This window comes from Croceicoccus sp. YJ47 (genome assembly GCF_016745095.1).
In the GTDB taxonomy this organism is placed as follows: Bacteria; Pseudomonadota; Alphaproteobacteria; order Sphingomonadales; family Sphingomonadaceae; genus Croceicoccus.
Window position 1 is genome coordinate 1,766,758 of sequence record NZ_CP067087.1, and the last position, 20,494, is coordinate 1,787,251.

Here is a 20,494-nt window from a genome sequence, read left to right on the forward strand (position 1 = left end):
GAGGCATGAGCGAAGAGCGTTTCGATCCGTCGCAGGCTGACGGGCGCTGGCAGCGCGCGTGGGACGATGCGGAAACCTTCCGCGCCGATTCGGCGAGCGCGAAGCCCAAAAGCTATGTGCTGGAGATGTTTCCCTACCCGTCCGGGCGCATCCATATCGGGCATGTCCGCAATTACACGATGGGCGACGTGCTCGCGCGGTATAAAAAAGCGACGGGGCACGAAGTGCTGCACCCGATGGGCTGGGACGCGTTCGGCATGCCGGCCGAGAACGCCGCCATGGAAAAGGGCGTGCACCCCGGCGGATGGACCCGCGAGAATATCTCCAACATGAAGGCGCAGCTCAAACGGCTGGGCTTCGCGCTCGACTGGACGCGCGAATTCGCCACCTGCGATCCCGAATATTACGGGCATGAGCAGGCGCTGTTCCTCGCGCTTTACGAGGCGGGGCTGGTCTATCGCAAGGAAAGCGCGGTCAACTGGGATCCGGTCGACATGACCGTGCTCGCGAATGAGCAGGTGATCGACGGGCGCGGCTGGCGTTCGGGCGCCTTGGTGGAAAAGCGCAAGCTGTCGCAGTGGTTCTTGAAGATCACGCAATTTGCCGACGAATTGCTCGACGGTCTTGGCAATCTCGACATGTGGCCGGACAAGGTGCGGCTGATGCAGGAGAACTGGATCGGCAAGTCGCAGGGCCTGCAATTCCATTTCAAGGGCAGCAATTTCGACGAGGAGATCGAGGTCTACTCGACCCGGCCCGACACGATCTTCGGCGCCAGCTTCATCGCCATCGCGGCCGAGCATCCGATTGCCCGCGCACTTGCCGACACGTCGGGCGAGGCGGCCGCCTTTATCGAGACGTGCCGCGCCGGCGGCACCACCGCGGCGGAGCTGGAGACGGCGGAGAAGCTGGGATACGATACGGGCCTTCGCTCCGCTCACCCGTTCACGGGTGAGGAATTGCCGGTCTATATCGCCAATTTCGTGTTGATGGATTACGGCACCGGCGCGGTGATGGGCGTGCCCGGCCATGACAGCCGCGACTTCGAATTCGCGACCAAATACGGCCTGCCGATCCGGCGTGTCGTCGCCGCCAGCGCGGAGGAGGCGGACAAGCCTTTCGCCGGGGAGGCCGAGGCGGGCGAGGGCGTCATCGTCCATTCCGATTTCCTCGACGGCATGAGCGTCGCCGATGCCAAGGCAGAGGTGATCGCCCGCGCGCAAAAAGGCACGTGGGGCGAAGGCAAGACCGTGTGGCGCCTGCGCGACTGGGGCGTGAGCCGTCAGCGTTACTGGGGCACGCCGATCCCGTTCATCCATTGCGCGGATTGCGGCGTGGTGCCTGCGCCATTGGACAGCCTGCCGATCACGCTCCCCGAGGATGTCGATTTTCAGACGCCGGGCAATCCGCTCGAACGGCACGCGACGTGGAAGCATGCCGATTGCCCGAAATGCGGCGGCAAGGCGGAGCGGGAGACCGACACGCTCGACACTTTCGTCGATTCCAGCTGGTATTTCCTGCGCTTTGCGAGCCAGCCTGCCGACCGGCCGTTCGATCCGGCGGAAATTTCCGCATGGTTGCCGGTCGATCAGTATATCGGCGGGATCGAGCATGCGATCCTGCACCTGCTCTATGCGCGGTTCTGGACGCGGGCACTGAAACATATCGGCATGATCGACGTCGCCGAACCGTTCCGGCAATTGTTCACGCAAGGCATGGTGACGCACGAGACCTACTCGCGCACCGGTCCCAACGGGCAGCCGGTCTATTACGCGCCGTCGGAAATCAGCCGTGCGGCAGAGAGCGCCACGTTGAAGGACGACGGCGGCACGGTCGACATCGGCCGCGTCATCAAGATGTCGAAGTCGAAGAAGAACGTCGTCGACCCGGACGAGATCATCGCGCAATATGGCGCCGATGCGGTGCGCTGGTTCATGCTCTCCGACAGCCCGCCCGAACGCGACCTGCCGTGGAGCGAGGCGGGCATCGAGGGCTGTGGCCGCTTCGTACAGCGTCTGTGGCGCCTGTTCGGACAGATCGACGATGCCGCCACGGGCGAGGACAAGCCGCTCGCCCGCAAGACGCACCAGGCCATCGCCGCGGTTGGCGAGGATATCGAGGCCTTGTCCTTCAACAAGGCGGTGGCGCGGATTTACGAGCTGACCAATGCGACCGAAAAGGCGGCGCCATCGGCCAGCCGCAACGATGCCATTCGCGCCCTGATGCATCTCGCCAGCCCGATGATGCCCCATCTGTGCGAGGAAGCCTGGTCGCGCAGCGGCGCCGACGGGCTGATCGCCGATGCGCCCTGGCCGGATGTGGACGAGAGCCTGCTGATCGAGGACGAGGTCACCATCGCCGTGCAGATCAAGGGCAAGCTGCGCGATACGCTGACCGTGGCGAAGGGCTTGCCCAAGCACGAGCTGGAGCGGCTCGCGCTCGAAAGCGAGAAGGTGCAGCGCAATCTCGACGGGGCGGAAATCCGCAAGGTGATCGTGGTGCCCGACCGGCTGGTCAATCTGGTCGTATGATGCGCGCGGCGGCTCTTCTCCTCGCGCTGGCGGCGGGCTCGCTGAGCGGATGCGGGTTGCAGCCGGTCTATGCCGGCGGCGGCAACGGGGCGGTCGCGTCCGGCCTGTCCGACATCGCCGTCGCCCCGATCGAGGGGCAATCCGGCTGGCTGATGCGCGACGCCCTGATCGAGCGGCTGGGTGCGGGGGCGGATCGCGGCGGCGCGGCGCGCTATCGGCTCGACGTGCGGCTCGACAACCGGCTCGAAGGGTTGGGGCTGTTGAAGGATGACACCATCGGCCGCGAGCGCCGCACCTTGCGCGCGCGGTACCGGCTGGTCGACATTGCCAGCGGCGAAGTCGTGCTCGACACCACCTCCGGTTCCGACGCGGGCGTCGATGTCGTGTCGAGCGAATATGCCACCATCGCGGCGGAGCAGAGCGCGCTCGAAAACCTGACGCAGGTGGTGGCGGACCGGATCGTGGCGACGCTCGCGCTCAAATTGCGCGGTGGTCGCGGCGCCGCGACCCGGTGACGGAGACGGCGCGGTGAAGGCCCCACCGACATGAAGGCGAAGAACAGCAATTTCGGGCAAATCGCCCCGCGGGCGGCGCAGGCGGCGAAAATCTTCTTTTTCTGCGGACCGGACGAATCCGGCGCGCATGCCGCGGCAACCCGGATCGTCACCCTGCTGGGTGAAAGGGCGGGGGAGCGTGTCGAAATCGGCGGCGCCGAATTGCGCCGCGATCCGGTGCGGCTGGCGGATGAGACTCGCTCGACGTCGCTGTTCGGCGATGCGCGGCATATCGTCGTGCGTGCGCAGGGGGAAGAGGCGCTCGACGCGCTGAAAATCCTGACCGAGAGCGAGGCTGTCGCCGATGGCTGGCCCGTCCTGATCCTGGCATCGGGGGCGACGGACAAATCGCGCAGTGCCAAATTGCTGGAAAAGCGGGACGATGCGCTGGTCGCGATGTTCTATCCGCCCGACCTGCGCTCGGTAACGACGGACGTGCGGCAGATGGCCGATGCCGCCGGCCTGCGGATGGGCTCGGACCTGGCGCAGCGGATTGCGGGGTCGGTCGGTCTCGACACGCGCATGGCGGGCTCGGAGATCGCGAAGCTGGCGCTCTATCTCGATGCCGCGCCGGAAGCGCCGCGCACGGTCGAAGCGGCGGACATCGACGCGATCGGCGCGGAAACCGAGGACGATAATCTTAACCCGCTGGTCGATGCGGTGCTGTCGGGCGATCTGCGCCGATTGCCCGATGAGTTGTCGCGCTTCGTGCAGCTTTCGCTGAACCCGGTCGGCGCGGTGCTGGCGATGGAGCGCCGCGCTTCGCAGCTCAGCACCCTGTCGGCGCGCATGGGGAACCGGCCCGACGCCGCGGCGTTCGTCGGGCAGCAACCGGATGTTTTCTTTCGCGACAAGCCCGCGATCGCGGACCAGCTGGCGCGTTGGCGCGGGCCTCGGCTGGCGCGGCTCTGTACGCGGCTGGTCGATCTGCATCGGCAATTGTTGAAAGATAGCGCCGCTGCGGAACTTAATTTCCGGATCGCATGCACAAACATCGCCCGCGCCGCGTTTCAAAATAGAACATAAATAATTTCACGCATGCTGCGTTAGCTAAATGTTTGCCACTTTGGGGTTCGCGGCCTATATGCTGCTATGCAACATAAATGACCCAAGCGTCTCGGGTCGATCCGCGAGACGACGAACCCAGGACGGGATCATGCCATGATGCTCGATTCCACAGTACAGGGCGCCGAGCTTGGCGCGGATGGCGATGCGACCAAGGCGACGGTGTCCAGCCGCAGGCGCGAGCCGATGACGCCGGCACGTCTGGCGCGCATCCCCTCGCTCGAAAAGCGGCGCCTCCAGTGCTACCTGATGTTCGTGCTCGGCGATATTGCCGCGGTCGTGTTCGGTTACATGACGGCGGGGTTCGTCTATCTCGGTTCCTTCGTTTCGCCCGAAGCGATGATGCAGTTGCAACTCATCATCCCGGTTTTCCTCACCATCGGTCTCTATAACAGCAGCTATTCCATCAATGCGCTGCGCCGGCCCGCGTTTTCCGTGACGCGCGCGATCGGGGCGCTGCTGGTTGCGGCGGCGATCATTGCGTTCGTGGCCTTCCTGACCAAATCGGGGGCGCAATTCTCCCGCGCGGTGATGGGGCTTGCGCTCGCCTTCTCGATCGTGGGCATTCTGTTCATGCGTGACCAGATCCGCATTCTGGCGACCAGGATCTGCGGGCCGGTGGCCGAGAATTTCCTGATCGTTTACGATGGCGGGCCGACGATCGAGGATGAAAACGCATTCTATTTCGACGCCGGGCGCTTTGGCCTGCGCCCGGATCTGAGCAATCCGGAGGCGATCGAGCGCATCGGCCGCATGTTCCGCAATATGGACCGCGTGCTGATTTCCTGCGCGCCGGATCGCTGCGGGGATTGGGCCCTCGCGCTCAAATGCCTTTCGGTGGAGGGCGAAATTCTCGATGACGCGGTGCGCAAGCTCGGCGCGATCGGGGCGTATAGCCGCGATCAGCACGGCGTTCTCCATGTCGCCCGGCGCCCGCTCGGCGTGCGATCGCAGACGATGAAGCGCGCCCTCGATCTTGCCATTGCCGGGCCGGCGGTGGTCCTGCTCTCGCCGCTTCTTCTCATGATCGCGCTTGCCATCTGGATCGAGGATCGGGGGCCGATTTTCTTTCTGCAGAAGCGGATGGGCTGCGCCAACCAGCTGTTCTCGATCTACAAGTTCCGCTCGATGCGGGTCGAACGCACGGACAATGACGGCAACCGGTCCGCGTCGAAGGACGACGATCGCATCACGCGCGTGGGTCGCATCCTGCGCCGGACCTCGCTCGACGAGGTGCCGCAGCTTTTCAACGTGCTCGGCGGGAGCATGAGCATCGTCGGCCCGCGTCCACACGCGCTGGGCTCGCAGGCGGGCGAGAAGCTGTTCTGGGAAGTCGATTCGCGTTACTGGCAGCGGCACGCGCTGAAGCCCGGGTTGACCGGGCTGGCGCAGGTTCGTGGTTTTCGCGGTGCAACGGATACCGAGGGCGATTTGACGAATCGCCTGCAATCCGACCTGCAATATGTCGATGGCTGGTCACTTTGGCGCGATATTTCCATTGCCTTCGCGACACTGCGCGTGCTGGTCCACGATCGCGCATTCTGATCCAGATCGGGCCATAAGCTGCTTAGGCTAAAGCTTTTTCCGGAAATGATGCAATTATAGGAACACAGGGCGCCCGCGCTCATTCCCTCCTTAAGGGAGTGGTGCGGCGCTCGATATTCCGGACCCATCGAGAATACCAGGTTCGCTCCATGCGTCTTCGCAAGTGCAAAAATACCCTTGTGGTCGTGCTCGTGATGCCGTAAAAGGAACAAGAAGTAGGAACTGCGCTCCTAAGTTTAATTGCGTAGGACATTAATTAGGAGATTAACCATGAACTTTGTGAAAAAGGCGCTCGCAACCGCAGCAGTAGCCAGTCTTTCGCTCTCCGGCGTTGCTCAGGCGCAGGCGACCCGTTCGGGTGCCGCCATGCCCGCAGCATCGGAAAGCGTGACCCGTTCGTCGCAGAAGAGCGATGACGACAACGAGCTGATCGGCCTCGGCCTTCTGCCGATTCTCCTCGGCGCGGCTGCGATCATCGCGACTGTCGTCGTCATTGCCGACGATGATGACAACGACAGCGACGGCTGATTTCAGCGACGTCGTTGAATGACATGAAAGGCCCCATCTTGGTGATGGGGCCTTTTTTGATACGCGGTCCGGACGGCGAATCGGTATGAGCAGGGATCGAGGCACAATTACGGAAAGGGCGCTGCGAAGCAGGCTGGCCATTGCGGCTTGCGTGCTCATTGCCGTGGCTATCGTGTTCGGCGGTGGCGGGGCGCCCGCGCCCCTGACCGGGTTGCTGGTGCAATTGACCGCTGCGGTGGAAGGCATCGTATTCTTCCTGCAGCTTCCCACGGGCAAGAGGCCGCCGCGCATGGCGTGGGTTCTCGTCGCACTGACCGCCGCGATTCCCGTCCTTTATCTCATCCCGCTTCCGCCCGCGATCTGGCACATGCTGCCGGGGCGACAGTCGCAGATCGACGCGCTGACGCTGGTCGGGCTCGAAGAAAGCTGGCGCCCCGTCGCGCTCAGCCCGGCACGGACCCTGGCGTCGCTGCTTTCGCTGCTGCCGCCTGCGATGGTCCTGCTGATGGTGTCGTCGCTGCCGCCCGAAAAGCGTGTGTATGGCGGCGTGACGATCGTCGTCATCGGCATGATCTCGCTGCTTGTCGGTGTGGCGCAGGTCGCCGCGGGTTCCGGATCCGATGCATTTCGCCTCTACGCGGAAAGCAATTCGGGCTGGCTCGTCGGGTTTCAGGCCAATCGTAACGCGCAGGCCGATGTCCTTACCATCCTGCTGGTAAGCTGGGTGGCGTTTGCGATGGGACGTTCGCCGATCGCGCGCCGCATCGAGGGGATCGAACCGCCGCTGCGCGCATGGTTCGTGGGGATTGTCGCGTTCGTCATCCTTGTGGCCGTGGCCATGACCGGGTCGCGCGCAGGGCTCGCCATTGCGCTGCTCGTGGCGCTGATCCTCGCCGTGACCGCGGCGGCCCGGCGGCGTTCCGGAATGTCGCGCAAGACAACGGCACGCAGCGGCTTTTCGGTGCGGGGCCGGGTCATGGCCTTGGCCGGTGTCGGCGTGCTCGCCATCGTGGCCGCGTTCACGAGCACGCTTGGCGGCCTGTCGCGCGTGGCGGACCGGTTCGATTTCGCGGGTGAGCAACGCTTCAACATCTGGGCCGACAGCTGGTTCGCCATCGGGCAGGTCTGGCCATGGGGCGGCGGGCAGGGCAGCTTCGTGCCGCTGCTGATCGCGGTGGAACGGCTGGAGTTCGTGGACCGGACCCGGTAAGATCGCGCGCATAACGACTATCTCGAACTCGCGATGGAGGCGGGGCTGCCCGGATTGATCGTGCTGGCCGCCTTTGCCGCGATCGTCGTGGCGCTTTTCCTTCGCGCACGATCCGATTCGGCAATCCCTGGCTCGCATTCCACCTTTGCCGCGCTGACTATTATAGTCGTTGCCCTGCATTCCATCGTGGACTATCCCCTTCGCACACTTTCGATTGCATGCCTTTTCTCCTTTGCAATCGCGATCTTGCTGCCGCCGGCTGGTCATCGGTCCGCATCCGGCGTAAATGAGACCGAGGAATGAATATGCTGCATCGCGCCGCCGCGAGTTTCCTGCTCCTGTGTTCACTGGCGGTCGCGGGGTGTCAGAAAACGGTTTCGAGCGATGCCCCCGCCGGCCCGGCCGCCTACGAGGCGATCGCCGTGTCCGCGGCGGAGGCGTATCCGCCCTCCTACGTGCTGCAGCCCGGTGACCGGATCGACATTCGCGTGTTCCGCGAAGAGGAATTCAGCACGCAGAACATCCTCGTCGATGCGTCCGGCAATATCGCCCTTCCGCTCGTCGGGGAGGTGCGCGCCGCCGGCGTTTCGCCCGCCACGCTGAGCGATCAGGTCACGCAGATGCTCGGTCGCCGCTATTTGCGCGATCCGCAGGTGACCGTGACGCTGCGCGAGGCGATTGCCCGCACGGTGTCGGTCGAAGGCGATGTGGAGCAGCCGGGCGTCTATGAAATCCGGCCGAACTACACGCTCCTGTCCGCGATCGCGCTGGCACAGAGCCCGAGCGAGACGGCCAAGCTCGACGAGATCCTGATCTTCCGCGACATTGACGGGCGCCGCGCCGCGGGCCGGTTCGACCTCGCGCAGATCCGGGCCGGCAAGGCCGCCGATCCGCAGGTCCTGCCCGGCGACGTCATCGTGGTCGGCCTGTCCCGCACACGTCAGGCGTATCAGGATATCCTGCGCGCCGCGCCGCTCTTCAACGTCTTCACATTCCTTTAACGGACGCCTTCGCCCGTTCGCGCGCCTGCAACCAACGCTAGGATCAAGGTAATAACATTGGCTACAACCGCGCTGCCCACGACCGATCGCCAGTATGATTCGATGCCGCCGTCCAGTGACGAGCGTTCCAGCCTCGATCAGAGCATGCGCTATATCTTTGCGCTGGTGCGCCGGCGGCTGTGGTTCATCGTCGCGCTTCTCGCGATCTCGATCGCGGCGGCGGTCCTCGTCACCTTGCTGCAGACGCCGAGCTACACCGCGACCTCCACGGTGCAGATCAACGATCAGAGCGAGAGCGTGCTCGGCGAGGAAATGGACAGCGACAGCACCGCCAATACCGGGTGGGACGTCGACCGTTTCCTGAATACCCAGCTCGAAATCCTGCGCAGCCGCGGTCTTGCGCTTCGGGTCGGACGCCGGCTGAACCTGTTTGCGGACGAGCGTTTCTACAATGCGATGGAAGTCGAGTCGATCGGCGAAGGCGCCACCGAGCAGCAGCGTGAGAACCTCGTCGTCGCCCTGCTTCAGGGGAACATGAGGAGCAGCCTGCCGCGCCAGACGCGGATCGCGGAGATTACCTTCACCAGCACGGATCCCGAAATCTCCGCGCAGGTCGCCAACGCCTATGCCGAGGAATTCATCCAGGCCAACCTGCAGCGGCGCTACGACAGCTCGTCCTATGCGCGCAATTTCATCGAGGAGCAGCTGCAGGATGCCCGCGCCCGGCTCGAAAGTTCGGAGCGCGAGTTGAACGCCTATGCGCGCGAGGCCGGTCTCATCCGCACGCGCGACAGTTCGAGCAGCGGCGAGGGGGGCGGCTCCACCTCGGACGGGTCGGTGACCTCCGCAAGCCTTTCGCAGCTCAACGAGGCGGCCAATGCCGCGCGTGCCAATCGCGCGCAGGCCGAGGCCGCGTGGCAGGCCGAGCAGGCGCAGCCCTTGCTGTCCTCGCCGACGGTGCTCGCCAATCCGACCGTGCAATCGCTCATGACGCAGCGTTCGCGCCTGCAGACCGAGCTTGCCGCAGCGCAGTCGCGCTACCTCGCCGATCACCCGGTGGTGCGCGAGCTGAAAGGGCAGTTGAGCGCGACCGAGACGCAGCTGACGCAGACCGCGAACTCGGTCCGCAACTCGCTCCGCTCCGATTATCAGGCCGCCGTGGCCGCGCAGAACGAACTTGAATCGCAGGTCGCGGGCCTGACCGGCGATACGCTGGCGGAGCAGGACCGTTCGGTGCGGTACAACACGCTCGCGCGGGAGGCGGACACGAACCGCTCGATCTACGACGGGCTGCTGCAGCGTTATCGCGAGCTCAACGCGTCGGCCGGCATCGCGGCGAGCAATCTGTCGATCATCGACCGGGCCGAAACGCCGCAATCGCCGTCCGCGCCCAATCTCATTCACAATATCCTGATCGGGCTCGTGCTCGGTCTGGTGCTGGCGTTCGCGGTGGTCTTCCTGCGCGATCAGCTCGACGACGTGATCCGCGTCCCCGAAGATGTGAGCGAGAAGATCGGGATGCCGCTGCTCGGCGTCATTCCCTATTCCGAAGACGACAATCCGATGGAGGAACTGGCCGATCCCAAATCCGCGGTTTCGGAGGCGTATAACTCGCTTCGCGGGTCGCTGCTCTACGCCACGCCGCAAGGTTTGCCGAAAGTCGTGCTCGTCACCTCGACGCAGACCTCGGAAGGCAAGTCGACGACGAGCTATGCCATCGCCCGCGCGATCGCCAAAATGGGCAAGCGCGCCCTGCTCATCGACGGCGACATGCGCCGCCCGACGGCGCACCGCCGCTATGGCATCGCCAACGACCGCGGCCTGTCCGATCTGCTGACCTCGAATGCGCCGGCCCAATCGGTGGTACAGCGCGCGGCGAACGAGGAATTTTCCGTGATCGCCTCCGGGCCGACACCGCCCAGCCCGACCGAGCTGCTGGCCTCCAATCGCTTCGCCTCGATCCTCGAGGAGCTGTCGGCGCAATATGATTGCATGATCATCGACAGCCCGCCGGTCCTCGGTCTCGCCGATGCGCCGACCATGGCCGCGCTGGCCGATGGGGTCATCTTCGTCGTCGAATCGGCGCGCAGCCGTCGCGGCATGATGAAGGTGGCGCTCCGCCGGCTTCAGCAATATCACCCCCACATCCTCGGCGCGGTGATGACCAAGTTCGATCCCAGCCAGGCAGGCCACGGCTATTCGGCCTATTACGGGTACGATTATTATCGATACACCTCCGACGAAAATGCCAGCCCGGCCTGATCGCACGGCTCAACGCGGGGCGAGCGTTTCGGGCCGGATCGCGGCCTGGGCCGCGGTCGCGGGTCTGCTCGTCTACGGCGTTGCGGCATGGGGGAGCGCGTTCGACCGCGCCGCCGCGAAAACCGCGGTGGCAGAGCGTCTCGTCCCCGGTCCGTTTCGCGCCCACGCCCATGCGGCAGCCGCGCGGCTGGCACTGGCGCAGGAGAATTTGCCTGCTGCCATCGCAGCCGCGCGGCGCGCGGTGGCGACCGACCCGATCGACCCCGATGCGTCGTCCTTGCTGGGCAGTGCGCTTTATGTCGACGGACAGGCCGAGGCGGCAAGTTCGGCGTTTCGCGTCGCGGCGCAATTCGGCTGGCGCGACGAGGCGACGCAGATCTACTGGCTCGAATATGCCCGCCTGACGGGGGATTGGGATCTTGCCTCGCTCCGCGCCGATGCCCTGCTCCGCGCGCATCCGAGCCTGCCGCTCATGTCCCGCATCCTCGGTCCGTTCGAGGAGAACGCGACCGGGCGTGCGGCGCTGGCGGAGCGGCTCGCGTTTCGGCCGGACTGGACCCGCACCTATCTTCAGCCCGGGGAGACGACCGATACGGAGGTCGTGCGTTCGCGTGCGCGTCTGCTCGCCGCGATGCCGGATGCCGGGCTGAAGCCGCTCGGTTGTGGGACCGTGACCGCCATGACCGACAGGCTCGTGCGGGAATCGCTGTTCGATGACGCGCAGGCGGTCTGGTTCGCGCATTGCGAGCGTGCCGACGCCGCCAACCGGGTCCAGGATTCGCAGTTCCGGCAATTCGACCTGTCGAGCCAGCGGGATCCGCTCGGCTGGCGTGCGGTGCCCGATGGCAATGTCCGATTGGCGAAGGATGGCGCCGATGCCGGGCTGCGTATCGAATTGTCCGGCCCGAATACGAAACGCGTCCTGTTCCAGCCGATCCGGATTGCGGAACCGCAGGCCACCATACGCTGGACCGCGACCGACGCCGACGGCGACGCGAGCGACCGCATCGGCATCAGCTATGATTGTGGCGGACCGTCGCGTCCGGCAATCGGGGGGACGCGTGTCACTCTGTCGCCGCAATGCGCATTCGGCAATCTGAATGTCTGGCTCGCGCCGGGCAATGGGCCGGTGACCTTGAAATCCGTCGCGATTGCCGATTGAGCGGCGCGATCAGGCGCGGCGAAGATCGCGTGTGCGCACCGGTTCGGCGGGGTTGCCGCGATAGATCATGTTCGGCTCGGCATCCCGCATCAACACGCCGCGCGCGCCCAGAACGGCCTCGTCGCCCATGGTGACGCCGGGACCGACGAAGGCTTCCGCCGCGACCCAGCATTCGCGCCCGATCGTGATGGGGCGCAGCTGAAGCTGAAATTCCGGGTCGCGGACGTCGTGCGTGCTGGCGCAGATATGGCTGCGCTGTGAAATGATCGAGCGTTCGCCGATGCGGATATGCCCCTGATTATAGAGGCGCACGCCGGGTCCGATGACGGCATGTCCGCCGATGGAAAGATTGCCGGGATGCCAGATCGACACGCTGCCATAGATGCGGGCGTTGCCGCTGATGTCGGCGCCGAATGCGCGCAGGACGAGCCGGCGCCATTTGTGCAGCGGCGGCGGGGTCCAGCGCGCGAGCAGAAGCCAGCTCAGCCCCCACAGCACGCGGAAGATCCGGTTGCCGAGCGAGAAACTCGGCCCCCCCTCCATCGGCTTGGCCGTGCCCGCGTCGAGTGGGGTCATGCTTCGATCAGCTCCAGATAGGCGTCGGACCAGCGCGCGCGGACGGTGGCGGCGGAAAACGCCCCCTCCATCAAGTCACGCGCGGCGCCCGCCATCGCCAGCCAGGCGCTGTCGTCCATGGTGAGCGCGCGATACAGCGTCGCCGCGATCGTGTCCACCGCGACCCCGCAATCGAGCGCGGCACCGGCGGCGAATCCTTCGGGAAGGTTGCAATTCGTGGTCATGATCGTGGGGGTCGGGACGGCCCACGCTTCGAGCATGGCCATCGGCAAACCTTCGCTATGCGATGGCAGGGCGATGAAGCGGGAGCCGTGGAGGATCCTTTCCTTCTCCGCCCCGAAGACGGGACCGACGAATTGCGCCGTGTCACTTCCTTTTTTGAGCAAGCTCTTCAACGCGGCGACATCCTCCTCCGCGCCCCAGCCGGCAATGGTGAGCCGCGCATCGGACGGCAGCCGCCCTTCGCCGTCGAGCCGGTGCCACGCCTCGACCAGCGCCGCGATGTTCTTTTTGGGATGAATGCGCCCGATATAACCGATTGCGGGCGCGCGCCCCTCCGTCGGCATCGGGCCGGGGGCGGGGCCCGCATTGGGAATGACGATGCTGTCGCGCCGGCCCGCCTCCCGCGCGATGTCGGCTGCTTCGCTCCCGGTGAGCGCGTGAAGCACGCTGGCCCGCTTCCAGCTGCGCCGTTCATAGACCAGCCGGGCCGCCGCCTTCTTCGCCTTGCCGCGCGCCACGATCCACGGGTCGAGCATGCCATGCGGCGAGATTACATAGGGGCGCCCCGTCTTCGCGGCCCAGCGTTGCCCGGCATAGGACGCATATTGCCAGATCCCGTGGAGGTGCAGCAGGTCGAGCGGCGCGGACAGCATCGTATCGATGAGCGTGGGGGCATAGCCGATGGCCCCCGGACCGCGCCCGGCGACGGTGTGGACGATGGTATCGGGGTGGAAACGGCCGCGATCTTCCTCGCTATGCCGGTCCGCAAGCGCGAAGACGTGCACGCGCGCACCCGCCTCCCGCAGCATTTCGGAATGCGCGACGACCGCCTCGAACACGCCGCCGCCGAGCCGCGAGGCCCAAGGGGAGAGAAGGCCGATGGTGCGACCGGCAAGGGGTCCCTGCATCGCCATCGCCTCAGTTGCCCGCGGCCAAGGCCGCGCGCGCCTTGCGGCGGTCGGCGGGGGACATCTGCGTCTCCGGAACGATGCCGCTCTCTCGGGCCTGCATCCGGTCGATCCAGCGCTGCCGCAGCTTCTGCGCCGAGGGGATGTTGTAGGCCTTGGCCATGACCCACAGCCCCGCGACCGGCAAAAGGTAGAACGAGGTCTGCCGCACGATGGTCAGAAGGCCGCCATCGCGATAGGTCACGATCGTATTGGCGAGCACCACGCAATAGGTCAGCACCATGAGATTGCTCTGCTTCCCCCGCATCAGGATGCGATAGAGCCACCCGTAGAACAGCGCGAACAGGACGCATTGAATGATGACGCCGATATAGCCGAGCGAGTACCAGCCGCCGCCCGGCAGCGACGCGGTCATGCCGATGGGATTGCCGTAATCGAACAGGTTGAAAAGCGTGACCGGGGCGCCGGCGGGCTTTCCTTCCCACAGGACGCGCGGGATCGGTTCGGTGAACAGCTGCAGATTGCCGAGGAAGTAATCGTAGGTTCCGGTCCGCTGCGGAATGGCCCAGACGATGAACTCGAAATATTCCATGTTCGCGAGATCCATCCCCTCGAGCGGGGCGAGATTGTCCGTCTCTTCATAGACTTCGGCGGAATCGTCGATGAAGAGCGAGCGCACGGCCTTGCCGCGGTCGGCGACCACGGTGACAAAGGCGGCGGCGACCAGAATCGCGAGCACGGCACTGCGCCATTCGGGCCAGCGGCGGTGCGTGTCGTACAGGAACAGCATGGTGAGCAGGATCGCGCCGAACACGAACGTGCCGCGACCGCCGGTGCCCGCGCTCAACAAGAAGAAAATGCCGAACGGGATGAGCGACCACAGACGAAACCGGAACAACCACGCGAATATCGCCGTGAGCGACGCCAGCGCGGTCTGAATCTGATAGAAATAGCCGTTGCTCTCGGTGTTGATCATCACCTTGGTGGTGGCGTCGCGGACCATGGTCGATGCATCGGATGCGGCGGTGCCCCACGTGGACAGCGTCGAATAGAGCGCGATCGGCCCGATGAGCGCGGCCACGATCAGGAACGGTAGGATCAGCAGGTCGCGCTGACGGAAATCGAACTGGTCCTGCCGGAATTCCATCGGTTGTCCCGCGATCTTGAGCGAGGTGCCCATGAAGCAGAAGAAACCGAGATTGGCCGCGAGTATGACGGTGATCCGGTCGGACCAGCTCGGCATGTATTCGTAGAGATTATACACGAAATTATAGTCGTAGATCCGGGACAGGATCGGACGGACAACGAAGATCAGGCCGTGAAAGGCAAGATATATCGCGCCGGGATGCAGCAGCGACGCGCTTGCATGGCGAAGGTAGAGAATGGCGACGACGGCAAAGACCGCGACATTGACGCCCAGAAGAAGGTCATAGGTAAACATCGGTATCCCGTTCTTCGCGATCGGCGCGGGCCGACCATTCCATCCATCGACCCGTTTGCTGCGCTGCTATGCCATTGTCACGCCCCATCGCTGCGCGTGGGGTAGAAACGTGCGAAGGATCGCGTCGCCCGATCGCGGTAGAGCGGGGTTCGCGCCTCTGTCAGCTTCGCAAAATAATATGCGATTCCCACGATCGTTACCATGATCGCGACCATGGCGCCAAGCGATGCGAACGAGGGTTGCAGACGCTCCCCCCCCAGCATGGCCAGCAATGCCGAACACACGAAGATCGCGATGGGAAAATGGATGGCGTAGAGCGAGAAGCTGCCCTGCTTGCCCAGCAATACGAGAAAGCGCGGCGCCGACGGCAGCCAGTGCGTGGCCGAGATCGCCACGAAAAGCAGACCGGTAAAGCACACGGCCACCAAAAGATCGGAGGCCGCCCCCGCCACCGTGCGCGTGTAGAGAAGCACCACCAGGTTGAGGAGCAACATCCCGGCCAGCCAGCGTTTCGGCTTCGCCCCGATCCGGTCCATGACCGATTGATAGCGGATGATCGCGAAATAAAGCGCGGTGCCCATCAGCCAGCTCATGAAACCGAGCGTGACCTGCGGATAGAACCACGCCAGCAGCAGGGACACGGCAATCAGCGTAAAGCGCCGTTGGACGATGACGAACGCGATCGCCGGAAACCACGCATAGAACCAGAATTCATAGGCGAGGCTCCACAATGGACCGTTCGATCCGAAGGTCGGCCCCACGAGCCCCTGAAGAAAGGCGAGATTGATGAGCAACGTGCCGAGCCCGAGCCTGTCCCGGACGGCCATTTCCACCGTATGCGCGCCCGATTCGCCGGAATAGAGCGGCCAGTTCATCACCACGGACCCGACGTAATCGAGCACCCCGCCCAGCAGCAGCGCGGGGATCAGGACGACATAAAGCCGCGACAACCGGTCGAGCATGTAGCGTTGCCAGAAATCGGGCCGGTCGATCCGCCGCATGACCGAGCCCGTGATCCAGAACCCGCTGAGGACGAAGAAGATCATGACCGCCTCGTGCCCGTAACCGGCCATGAAATAGACAGGCGCCCAGATCCGCTCGCCATTGTAATCGACCCATAAAAGGTCACGCACATGGTTCAGCAGAACGACGACCGCCGCAAGCATGCGAAGCGCGTCCATCCAGTCATAGGCCCGGCTGGCCGCTGGAATGCTCTGCACAGGGGCCGCCGTGGCGATGATGTTCTTGGCGTGTTTCAATGGCATGGATCAGGGTTTCACTCACAGATGCGGCAACGCGCCGCAGGTGAAAGAGAGAGGGTCGTCATGGCTGGCAACCGGCGGGCGATCCCGGTTCAGGTCGATATGGCGGGACGCATGGGCGTGCGTCCGGTGGCACGCTGCTTCGCCAGATCGATGCTGTCGGCGATATTGTCGGCGATCCGGTCGATGGAGAAACGGTCGCGCGCAAGCCGCGCCGAGCCGGTCTGCAGCCGGCGTAGCAGCGCGTCGTCGCACACGATCCGTTCGATCTTATCGGCAAAATCGCGGTGGTCGCCGGGGGCGATCATGAAACCGGTTTCCCCGTCCACCACCGTTTCATGCGACGCGCCGTCGTTTTCGGAGATCAGCAGCGCAAGCCCGTGGTTGAGCCCCTCGAAACTGGCGAGCGAGCGGTAATCGACGAGGCTGGGCACGACGAGGATGTCGGCGTCGGCATAGAACGACCCCAGCGCATCATAGGATCGCCGCCCGACGAAGGAGACATCGCCGGAGAGGCCAAGCGCCTCGCTCTTGCGCTCCATCGCCTCGCGAAGCGGCCCGTCGCCGACGACCGTCAGATGCAGCCGCGAACGCGTGTCCGCGTCGAGCAGCGCCAGCGCGTCGAGCAAATGGCCCAATCCCTTGCGCTCATTGATGGAGTTGGCGAACAGGAGGCGGACCTTGTCCCCGCGCGCGACCGGCGTTTCCCCGGTCAGCGGAGGCCGGGAGGTGAGATAGGGCGAAACGCGCACCTTTTCGGCCTACACGCGCAATTCCTCGGTGATGTAGCGGAAGCCGTCCTCGTCATTGGTCTGCACGACATGGGCCTGCCGGGCGAACCATCGCTTCGCCCGTAGCACCCATTTGTTCCGGCTCCCGCCCCGCCGCGACGGATCGGATTCGATGAGCACCACGTGCCCGCAGCCGGGCAGCATCCGTGCCGCGATCGTTCCCAACATCGCCGCGGTCGTGAATTCGATGGTTACGATCACGCCCGGTCGCGCCTTGAGCAAGCGGGCGAGGAGGGCGGGGGACACGATCCGCACCTCGGTATCGTAGCGTTCGCCGTCGTCGGTCTGCCGCGCGACCGGAAGGGCGATCATCCGGAATGCAGGGCGCAGATCAAGCCGGTAGGGATTTCGGAACGATTGTTTCGATTCGACGCAGACATACAGCCTGGCGAAACGTTCGCGCAGCGCACGAAAGATCTCGCCAAAATACATAAGATCGTCGCCATAGCCAAAACCATGAGACACGAAGGCGACGGAAAAGTCGCGCGAATATGCTTCGCCCGGCATCGTTTACCCCTGCTCGATTGGTTCCCCGGCCAATCATCAATTCTGAACCTCGCATAAACGACTTTTTAACGAGCAGCAAGTCGCGGCCACCAATGGCGACCGCGACTCTTTGCGTGAATATCAATTTGATACAGAAACTTAATCGACGTTGACCGATGCTAACTCTGGAACCGATCGACTTTCATGTTCATCACGTGGGGTCCGCCCGCGAATTGGGTCGCACCGGCGTTGAACAGCACGATTTCCACCATGCCGGGTTCGATGACCTGGGCCGATGCCATGATCCCGGGACGGGGATCGCGGAACGCCGCCGTCACCAGCGAGCCGGGCACCGCATCCGCAACCGGGGTCGGGACACGTGCCGATCCGCCCGCCGGGATCGCGGGAATGGCGAGATCCGCCGCCTTCACGATGGCCATGCGTTCGCCGGTCTGGAACCCGACTTCGTACCATGCATCGGTCCGCGCATTGTACGACAGGTCGAGGAAGTCGCCCTTGCGCTTCAACACGCGCGGCGCCATCAGCCTCAGCGTGCTGTCCGGCGCGATGCGAAACGAATGCACGCCGGTCACCGAATCATGGACCAGCCGCACCACCTGCCCGTCGGCATAGCCGTAGGGACGCACGAACTTCGTCTGAATCGTCACATTCTGCACGGTGGTATCCTGCGTGCGCAGGGCGATCACCGGCGAGCGAGGGTGCAGGGACGGCCCGTCGTACGTCGTGTCGTGCACGCCGCCGCCGAACATGGCCGGATTCGCGCTTTCGGGCTGCGAATTGCGGAACCGTCCGGTGATGAACCGCGGCATGGCGAAGGGGACACCCTCGTTGGTCGGCTGGTTCGCGGCTTCGCAATCGGGCAATTCGACGACGATCGTATCCTGATCGAGATAGCCGTAATAGCTGACCGGGCGCATCCATTGCAGGCCCGCATCCTTGGCCGCGCGGCTCTGATGACAGCGCAGACGGACATGGATATGCGAGGGCGGTTCGATATAGGTGCCATCGGGAGCGCTGCCGATCTGCTGCGTCAGGCTGTCGGGGCCGATGATATGCAGCGGGGCGGTGATCCGCTGCATGTCCTTCCACGCGGCGAATTCGGCCGGATCCTGGTCGATCCACGCGTCGATGGCGAGATCGACATCCTGAAGATTATGCGCAAGATAGCTCGACAGGATGACGCTGCTGTCGACAAGGCGGATCGAACCGCGCGTCCACGACGTAAGGTAGATGCTGCGCACGCGTTCGAATTCGCAATTGATGAAGCGGTTCGTCGCGGCGGTGCCGTCGCTGTTCCGCCATGCGATCCCGGGATTGTAGCGCCCGCCCTTGTCCGGCCAGGCATGCACGGTGAACGTGTCGCAATCGTGGAACACGGTGTTCTTGTAAACCGCCCGCCCGAATTGCTCCAACCCCGCATGGGCGTTGCCGAATTCGCAATTGCTGACCGAGATGACCCCGCTGCCGCCGGGGTTGATCGCGCTCCCGTTCGTTTCGCGGAAGCGGCAGTTTTCGAGGACGGTTTCCTTCGGCCCTTCGCCGCCGCAATAGAACAGCTCGCCCTTGAATCCCTCGATCTCCACATTGCGCAGGTGGATGCGTTTGACGACCACCTCCCACAGGCCGATGCCCTTTGCCGTCACGTCCCAGCCATCGCCGGTTTCCACGCTGGCGGGATAGAGCGGGCGCGCGTCGGTCTTCTTCTGCCCGCCGATGAGCCGGATATTCTCGATCCGCAATTCCTCGATCGACAGGTCGTTGAGGTCGGTGGGAAAGCCGCCCATATCGCCCAGGATCATGATGCCCCACCCGCGCCAGATCGCGTCGGGCTCCGTCGATGCCGCGTTGGTGCGCACCGTCTGCCAGTTCGTTTCCAGATCCTCGCCGTTCGGGCCGTAGAAATAGAGGTCCGACATCTGCTTGCCGCGCAGGGTGACATTGCTGGTGATGACGATGGGCTGCCCGTCGCGGGCGGTGATCGTCTCCACCGGCGAATGGCGCACCGGATTGAACAGGGTGTAGCGCCGCTGTGTCAGCACGACATCGGCGATATGCACCGCCGCTGCATAATCGAGCGTGGCCTGAATCGCAGGCTGGTCGTTGATCTTGCCCGTGCAATCCTTATCGCCGAGCGCGCCGCCCTGTTCCACCGTCACCATTTCGCCCACCAGGCGAAAGATCTTCCCATTGGCGGAGCGGAACACGAAACGCGGATGCGCGGCCAGCAATTCGGGCGTGCACAGCGCGTCGCAAAGATAGGAGGCGACGCCCAACCCTTCACGCGAATGGCCGGTGGTCTCGATCCGGTGCGTATTGTCCGGAATCTCGCGGCTGCTCATCTTCGAAAACAGCGTCGGGTTGCGCAGAAGCGACGACTTGGCGAGCGCGCGTGCCGTAAAATCCAGGGTCATTGTGCCACCTCGTAGGACAGCGTGCCGCTATCGATCTGAATGAACAGCGCGAGCTGCGCGCCCGACACCGGCTCCTGCCAGAACGGTTCGCAGGCATTGGCGGTATACACGCCCCAGCTGCTCCCGCCGGCGGTGAGATTGTGGAACGTCGCGCCGCCGTCGCCCGACCGGCGGATCGTCACGGACCCCGTCCACTCGCCCGACAGGGTCAGCACCACCGGGCGGTCGGGGGCCGGCTCGAACGATGCGCTCTGCATCGATTGCGCCGTCTCGCCGCGCAGTGCCGGTGGCGCGGGGACGGAGCCGGTCGGACTGGGCGCAAGCCCGCCGCCCGCGATCACCACCGGAAGCGGGTTTTGCGGATTGATCAGCGAGATATACCCCTCGGTATCGCTGAAGCCGATGGCCTGGGCACCGGCATAGCTGGCAGGCATCTTGATTTTTACGGGATCGTCCATGGTTCATCCTTCTTCGGGTCGTGAACCAATGCGGTTATTTACTTGCGACAATGTAGGAAA

Annotated in this window: 18 protein-coding genes; 10 read left to right on the forward strand and 8 right to left on the reverse strand. The window is 64.5% G+C overall.

The window, feature by feature from the left end:
* Positions 1 to 5: 5 nt before the first annotated feature.
* The 10 genes from leuS to JD971_RS08730 all read left to right on the forward strand — a co-directional run bounded on the left by leuS (position 6) and on the right by JD971_RS08730 (position 11,858).
* Complete coding sequence (gene leuS, locus JD971_RS08685) at positions 6 to 2,531, forward strand: leucine--tRNA ligase (protein WP_202082650.1); 2,526 nt, start codon at positions 6 to 8, stop codon at positions 2,529 to 2,531.
* Positions 2,531 to 3,046, forward strand: coding sequence for an LPS assembly lipoprotein LptE (gene lptE / locus JD971_RS08690; protein ID WP_371809748.1), 516 nt, complete (start codon positions 2,531 to 2,533; stop codon positions 3,044 to 3,046). Before leuS ends, lptE begins: the two co-directional genes overlap by 1 nt.
* 30 nt (positions 3,047 to 3,076) lie before the next feature.
* A complete protein-coding gene (holA, locus tag JD971_RS08695) occupies positions 3,077 to 4,111 on the forward strand; it encodes a DNA polymerase III subunit delta (RefSeq protein WP_202082654.1) in 1,035 nt (344 codons plus the stop codon).
* A 135-nt stretch (positions 4,112 to 4,246) separates the two neighbouring features.
* Positions 4,247 to 5,695, forward strand: a complete 1,449-nt coding sequence (locus JD971_RS08700; RefSeq protein WP_236672010.1) for a sugar transferase — start codon at positions 4,247 to 4,249, stop codon at positions 5,693 to 5,695.
* Positions 5,696 to 5,965: 270 nt separating this feature from the next.
* Positions 5,966 to 6,223 carry a hypothetical protein gene (locus JD971_RS08705; protein ID WP_202082656.1) on the forward strand — a complete coding sequence of 86 codons (258 nt, stop codon included), beginning with the start codon at positions 5,966 to 5,968 and terminating at the stop codon, positions 6,221 to 6,223.
* 151 nt (positions 6,224 to 6,374) lie between these two features.
* Complete coding sequence (locus tag JD971_RS08710; protein WP_202082658.1) at positions 6,375 to 7,433, forward strand: O-antigen ligase family protein; 1,059 nt, start codon at positions 6,375 to 6,377, stop codon at positions 7,431 to 7,433.
* 33 nt (positions 7,434 to 7,466) lie between these two features.
* Positions 7,467 to 7,736 (forward strand): hypothetical protein, encoded by a 270-nt coding sequence (locus JD971_RS08715; protein WP_202082660.1) that lies wholly within the window; start codon positions 7,467 to 7,469, stop codon positions 7,734 to 7,736.
* Complete coding sequence (locus JD971_RS08720) at positions 7,733 to 8,434, forward strand: polysaccharide biosynthesis/export family protein (protein WP_202082662.1); 702 nt, start codon at positions 7,733 to 7,735, stop codon at positions 8,432 to 8,434. Before JD971_RS08715 ends, JD971_RS08720 begins: the two co-directional genes overlap by 4 nt.
* A 57-nt stretch (positions 8,435 to 8,491) precedes the next feature.
* Positions 8,492 to 10,696, forward strand: coding sequence for a polysaccharide biosynthesis tyrosine autokinase (locus tag JD971_RS08725; RefSeq protein WP_202082664.1), 2,205 nt, complete (start codon positions 8,492 to 8,494; stop codon positions 10,694 to 10,696).
* Positions 10,680 to 11,858 carry a hypothetical protein gene (locus JD971_RS08730; protein WP_202082666.1) on the forward strand — a complete coding sequence of 393 codons (1,179 nt, stop codon included), beginning with the start codon at positions 10,680 to 10,682 and terminating at the stop codon, positions 11,856 to 11,858. Before JD971_RS08725 ends, JD971_RS08730 begins: the two co-directional genes overlap by 17 nt.
* Positions 11,859 to 11,867: 9 nt before the next feature.
* Here JD971_RS08730 and JD971_RS08735 read toward each other — a convergent pair whose 3' ends face one another.
* The 8 genes from JD971_RS08735 to JD971_RS08770 all read right to left on the reverse strand — a co-directional run bounded on the left by JD971_RS08735 (position 11,868) and on the right by JD971_RS08770 (position 20,434).
* Positions 11,868 to 12,434: a putative colanic acid biosynthesis acetyltransferase gene (locus tag JD971_RS08735; RefSeq protein ID WP_202082668.1), complete on the reverse strand. Its 567-nt coding sequence runs from the start codon at positions 12,432 to 12,434 to the stop codon at positions 11,868 to 11,870.
* The gene (locus JD971_RS08740) at positions 12,431 to 13,564 is read right to left on the reverse strand and encodes a glycosyltransferase (protein ID WP_202082670.1); all 1,134 of its coding nucleotides are present in this window, start codon (positions 13,562 to 13,564) and stop codon (positions 12,431 to 12,433) included. Before JD971_RS08740 ends, JD971_RS08735 begins: the two co-directional genes overlap by 4 nt.
* A 10-nt stretch (positions 13,565 to 13,574) precedes the next feature.
* A complete protein-coding gene (locus JD971_RS08745) occupies positions 13,575 to 15,005 on the reverse strand; it encodes an O-antigen polymerase (RefSeq protein ID WP_202082672.1) in 1,431 nt (476 codons plus the stop codon).
* 77 nt (positions 15,006 to 15,082) lie between these two features.
* Positions 15,083 to 16,225, reverse strand: coding sequence for an acyltransferase (locus JD971_RS08750; protein WP_202082674.1), 1,143 nt, complete (start codon positions 16,223 to 16,225; stop codon positions 15,083 to 15,085).
* Positions 16,226 to 16,359: 134 nt separating this feature from the next.
* The gene (locus tag JD971_RS08755; RefSeq protein WP_202082676.1) at positions 16,360 to 17,019 is read right to left on the reverse strand and encodes a glycosyltransferase family 4 protein; all 660 of its coding nucleotides are present in this window, start codon (positions 17,017 to 17,019) and stop codon (positions 16,360 to 16,362) included.
* 9 nt (positions 17,020 to 17,028) lie between these two features.
* Positions 17,029 to 17,565 carry a glycosyltransferase gene (locus JD971_RS08760; protein ID WP_202082678.1) on the reverse strand — a complete coding sequence of 179 codons (537 nt, stop codon included), beginning with the start codon at positions 17,563 to 17,565 and terminating at the stop codon, positions 17,029 to 17,031.
* Between the two features lie 158 nt (positions 17,566 to 17,723).
* Positions 17,724 to 19,976, reverse strand: a complete 2,253-nt coding sequence (locus tag JD971_RS08765) for a right-handed parallel beta-helix repeat-containing protein (protein ID WP_202082680.1) — start codon at positions 19,974 to 19,976, stop codon at positions 17,724 to 17,726.
* The gene (locus JD971_RS08770; RefSeq protein WP_202082682.1) at positions 19,973 to 20,434 is read right to left on the reverse strand and encodes a hypothetical protein; all 462 of its coding nucleotides are present in this window, start codon (positions 20,432 to 20,434) and stop codon (positions 19,973 to 19,975) included. The genes JD971_RS08765 and JD971_RS08770 overlap by 4 nt, the downstream gene beginning before the upstream one ends.
* Between the last annotated feature and the right edge of the window lie 60 nt (positions 20,435 to 20,494).

Coding starts and splice junctions, on each gene's coding strand:
- leuS (WP_202082650.1), top strand. CDS start 6: ATGAGCGAAGAGCGTTTCGATCCGTCGCAGGCTGACGGGCGCTGGCAG.
- lptE (WP_371809748.1), top strand. CDS start 2,531: ATGCGCGCGGCGGCTCTTCTCCTCGCGCTGGCGGCGGGCTCGCTGAGC.
- holA (WP_202082654.1), top strand. CDS start 3,077: ATGAAGGCGAAGAACAGCAATTTCGGGCAAATCGCCCCGCGGGCGGCG.
- JD971_RS08700 (WP_236672010.1), top strand. CDS start 4,247: ATGATGCTCGATTCCACAGTACAGGGCGCCGAGCTTGGCGCGGATGGC.
- JD971_RS08705 (WP_202082656.1), top strand. CDS start 5,966: ATGAACTTTGTGAAAAAGGCGCTCGCAACCGCAGCAGTAGCCAGTCTT.
- JD971_RS08715 (WP_202082660.1), top strand. CDS start 7,467: ATGGAGGCGGGGCTGCCCGGATTGATCGTGCTGGCCGCCTTTGCCGCG.
- JD971_RS08720 (WP_202082662.1), top strand. CDS start 7,733: ATGAATATGCTGCATCGCGCCGCCGCGAGTTTCCTGCTCCTGTGTTCA.
- JD971_RS08730 (WP_202082666.1), top strand. CDS start 10,680: ATGCCAGCCCGGCCTGATCGCACGGCTCAACGCGGGGCGAGCGTTTCG.
- JD971_RS08735 (WP_202082668.1), bottom strand. CDS start 12,434: ATGACCCCACTCGACGCGGGCACGGCCAAGCCGATGGAGGGGGGGCCG.
- JD971_RS08740 (WP_202082670.1), bottom strand. CDS start 13,564: ATGCAGGGACCCCTTGCCGGTCGCACCATCGGCCTTCTCTCCCCTTGG.
- JD971_RS08745 (WP_202082672.1), bottom strand. CDS start 15,005: ATGTTTACCTATGACCTTCTTCTGGGCGTCAATGTCGCGGTCTTTGCC.
- JD971_RS08760 (WP_202082678.1), bottom strand. CDS start 17,565: ATGCCGGGCGAAGCATATTCGCGCGACTTTTCCGTCGCCTTCGTGTCT.
- JD971_RS08765 (WP_202082680.1), bottom strand. CDS start 19,976: ATGACCCTGGATTTTACGGCACGCGCGCTCGCCAAGTCGTCGCTTCTG.
- JD971_RS08770 (WP_202082682.1), bottom strand. CDS start 20,434: ATGGACGATCCCGTAAAAATCAAGATGCCTGCCAGCTATGCCGGTGCC.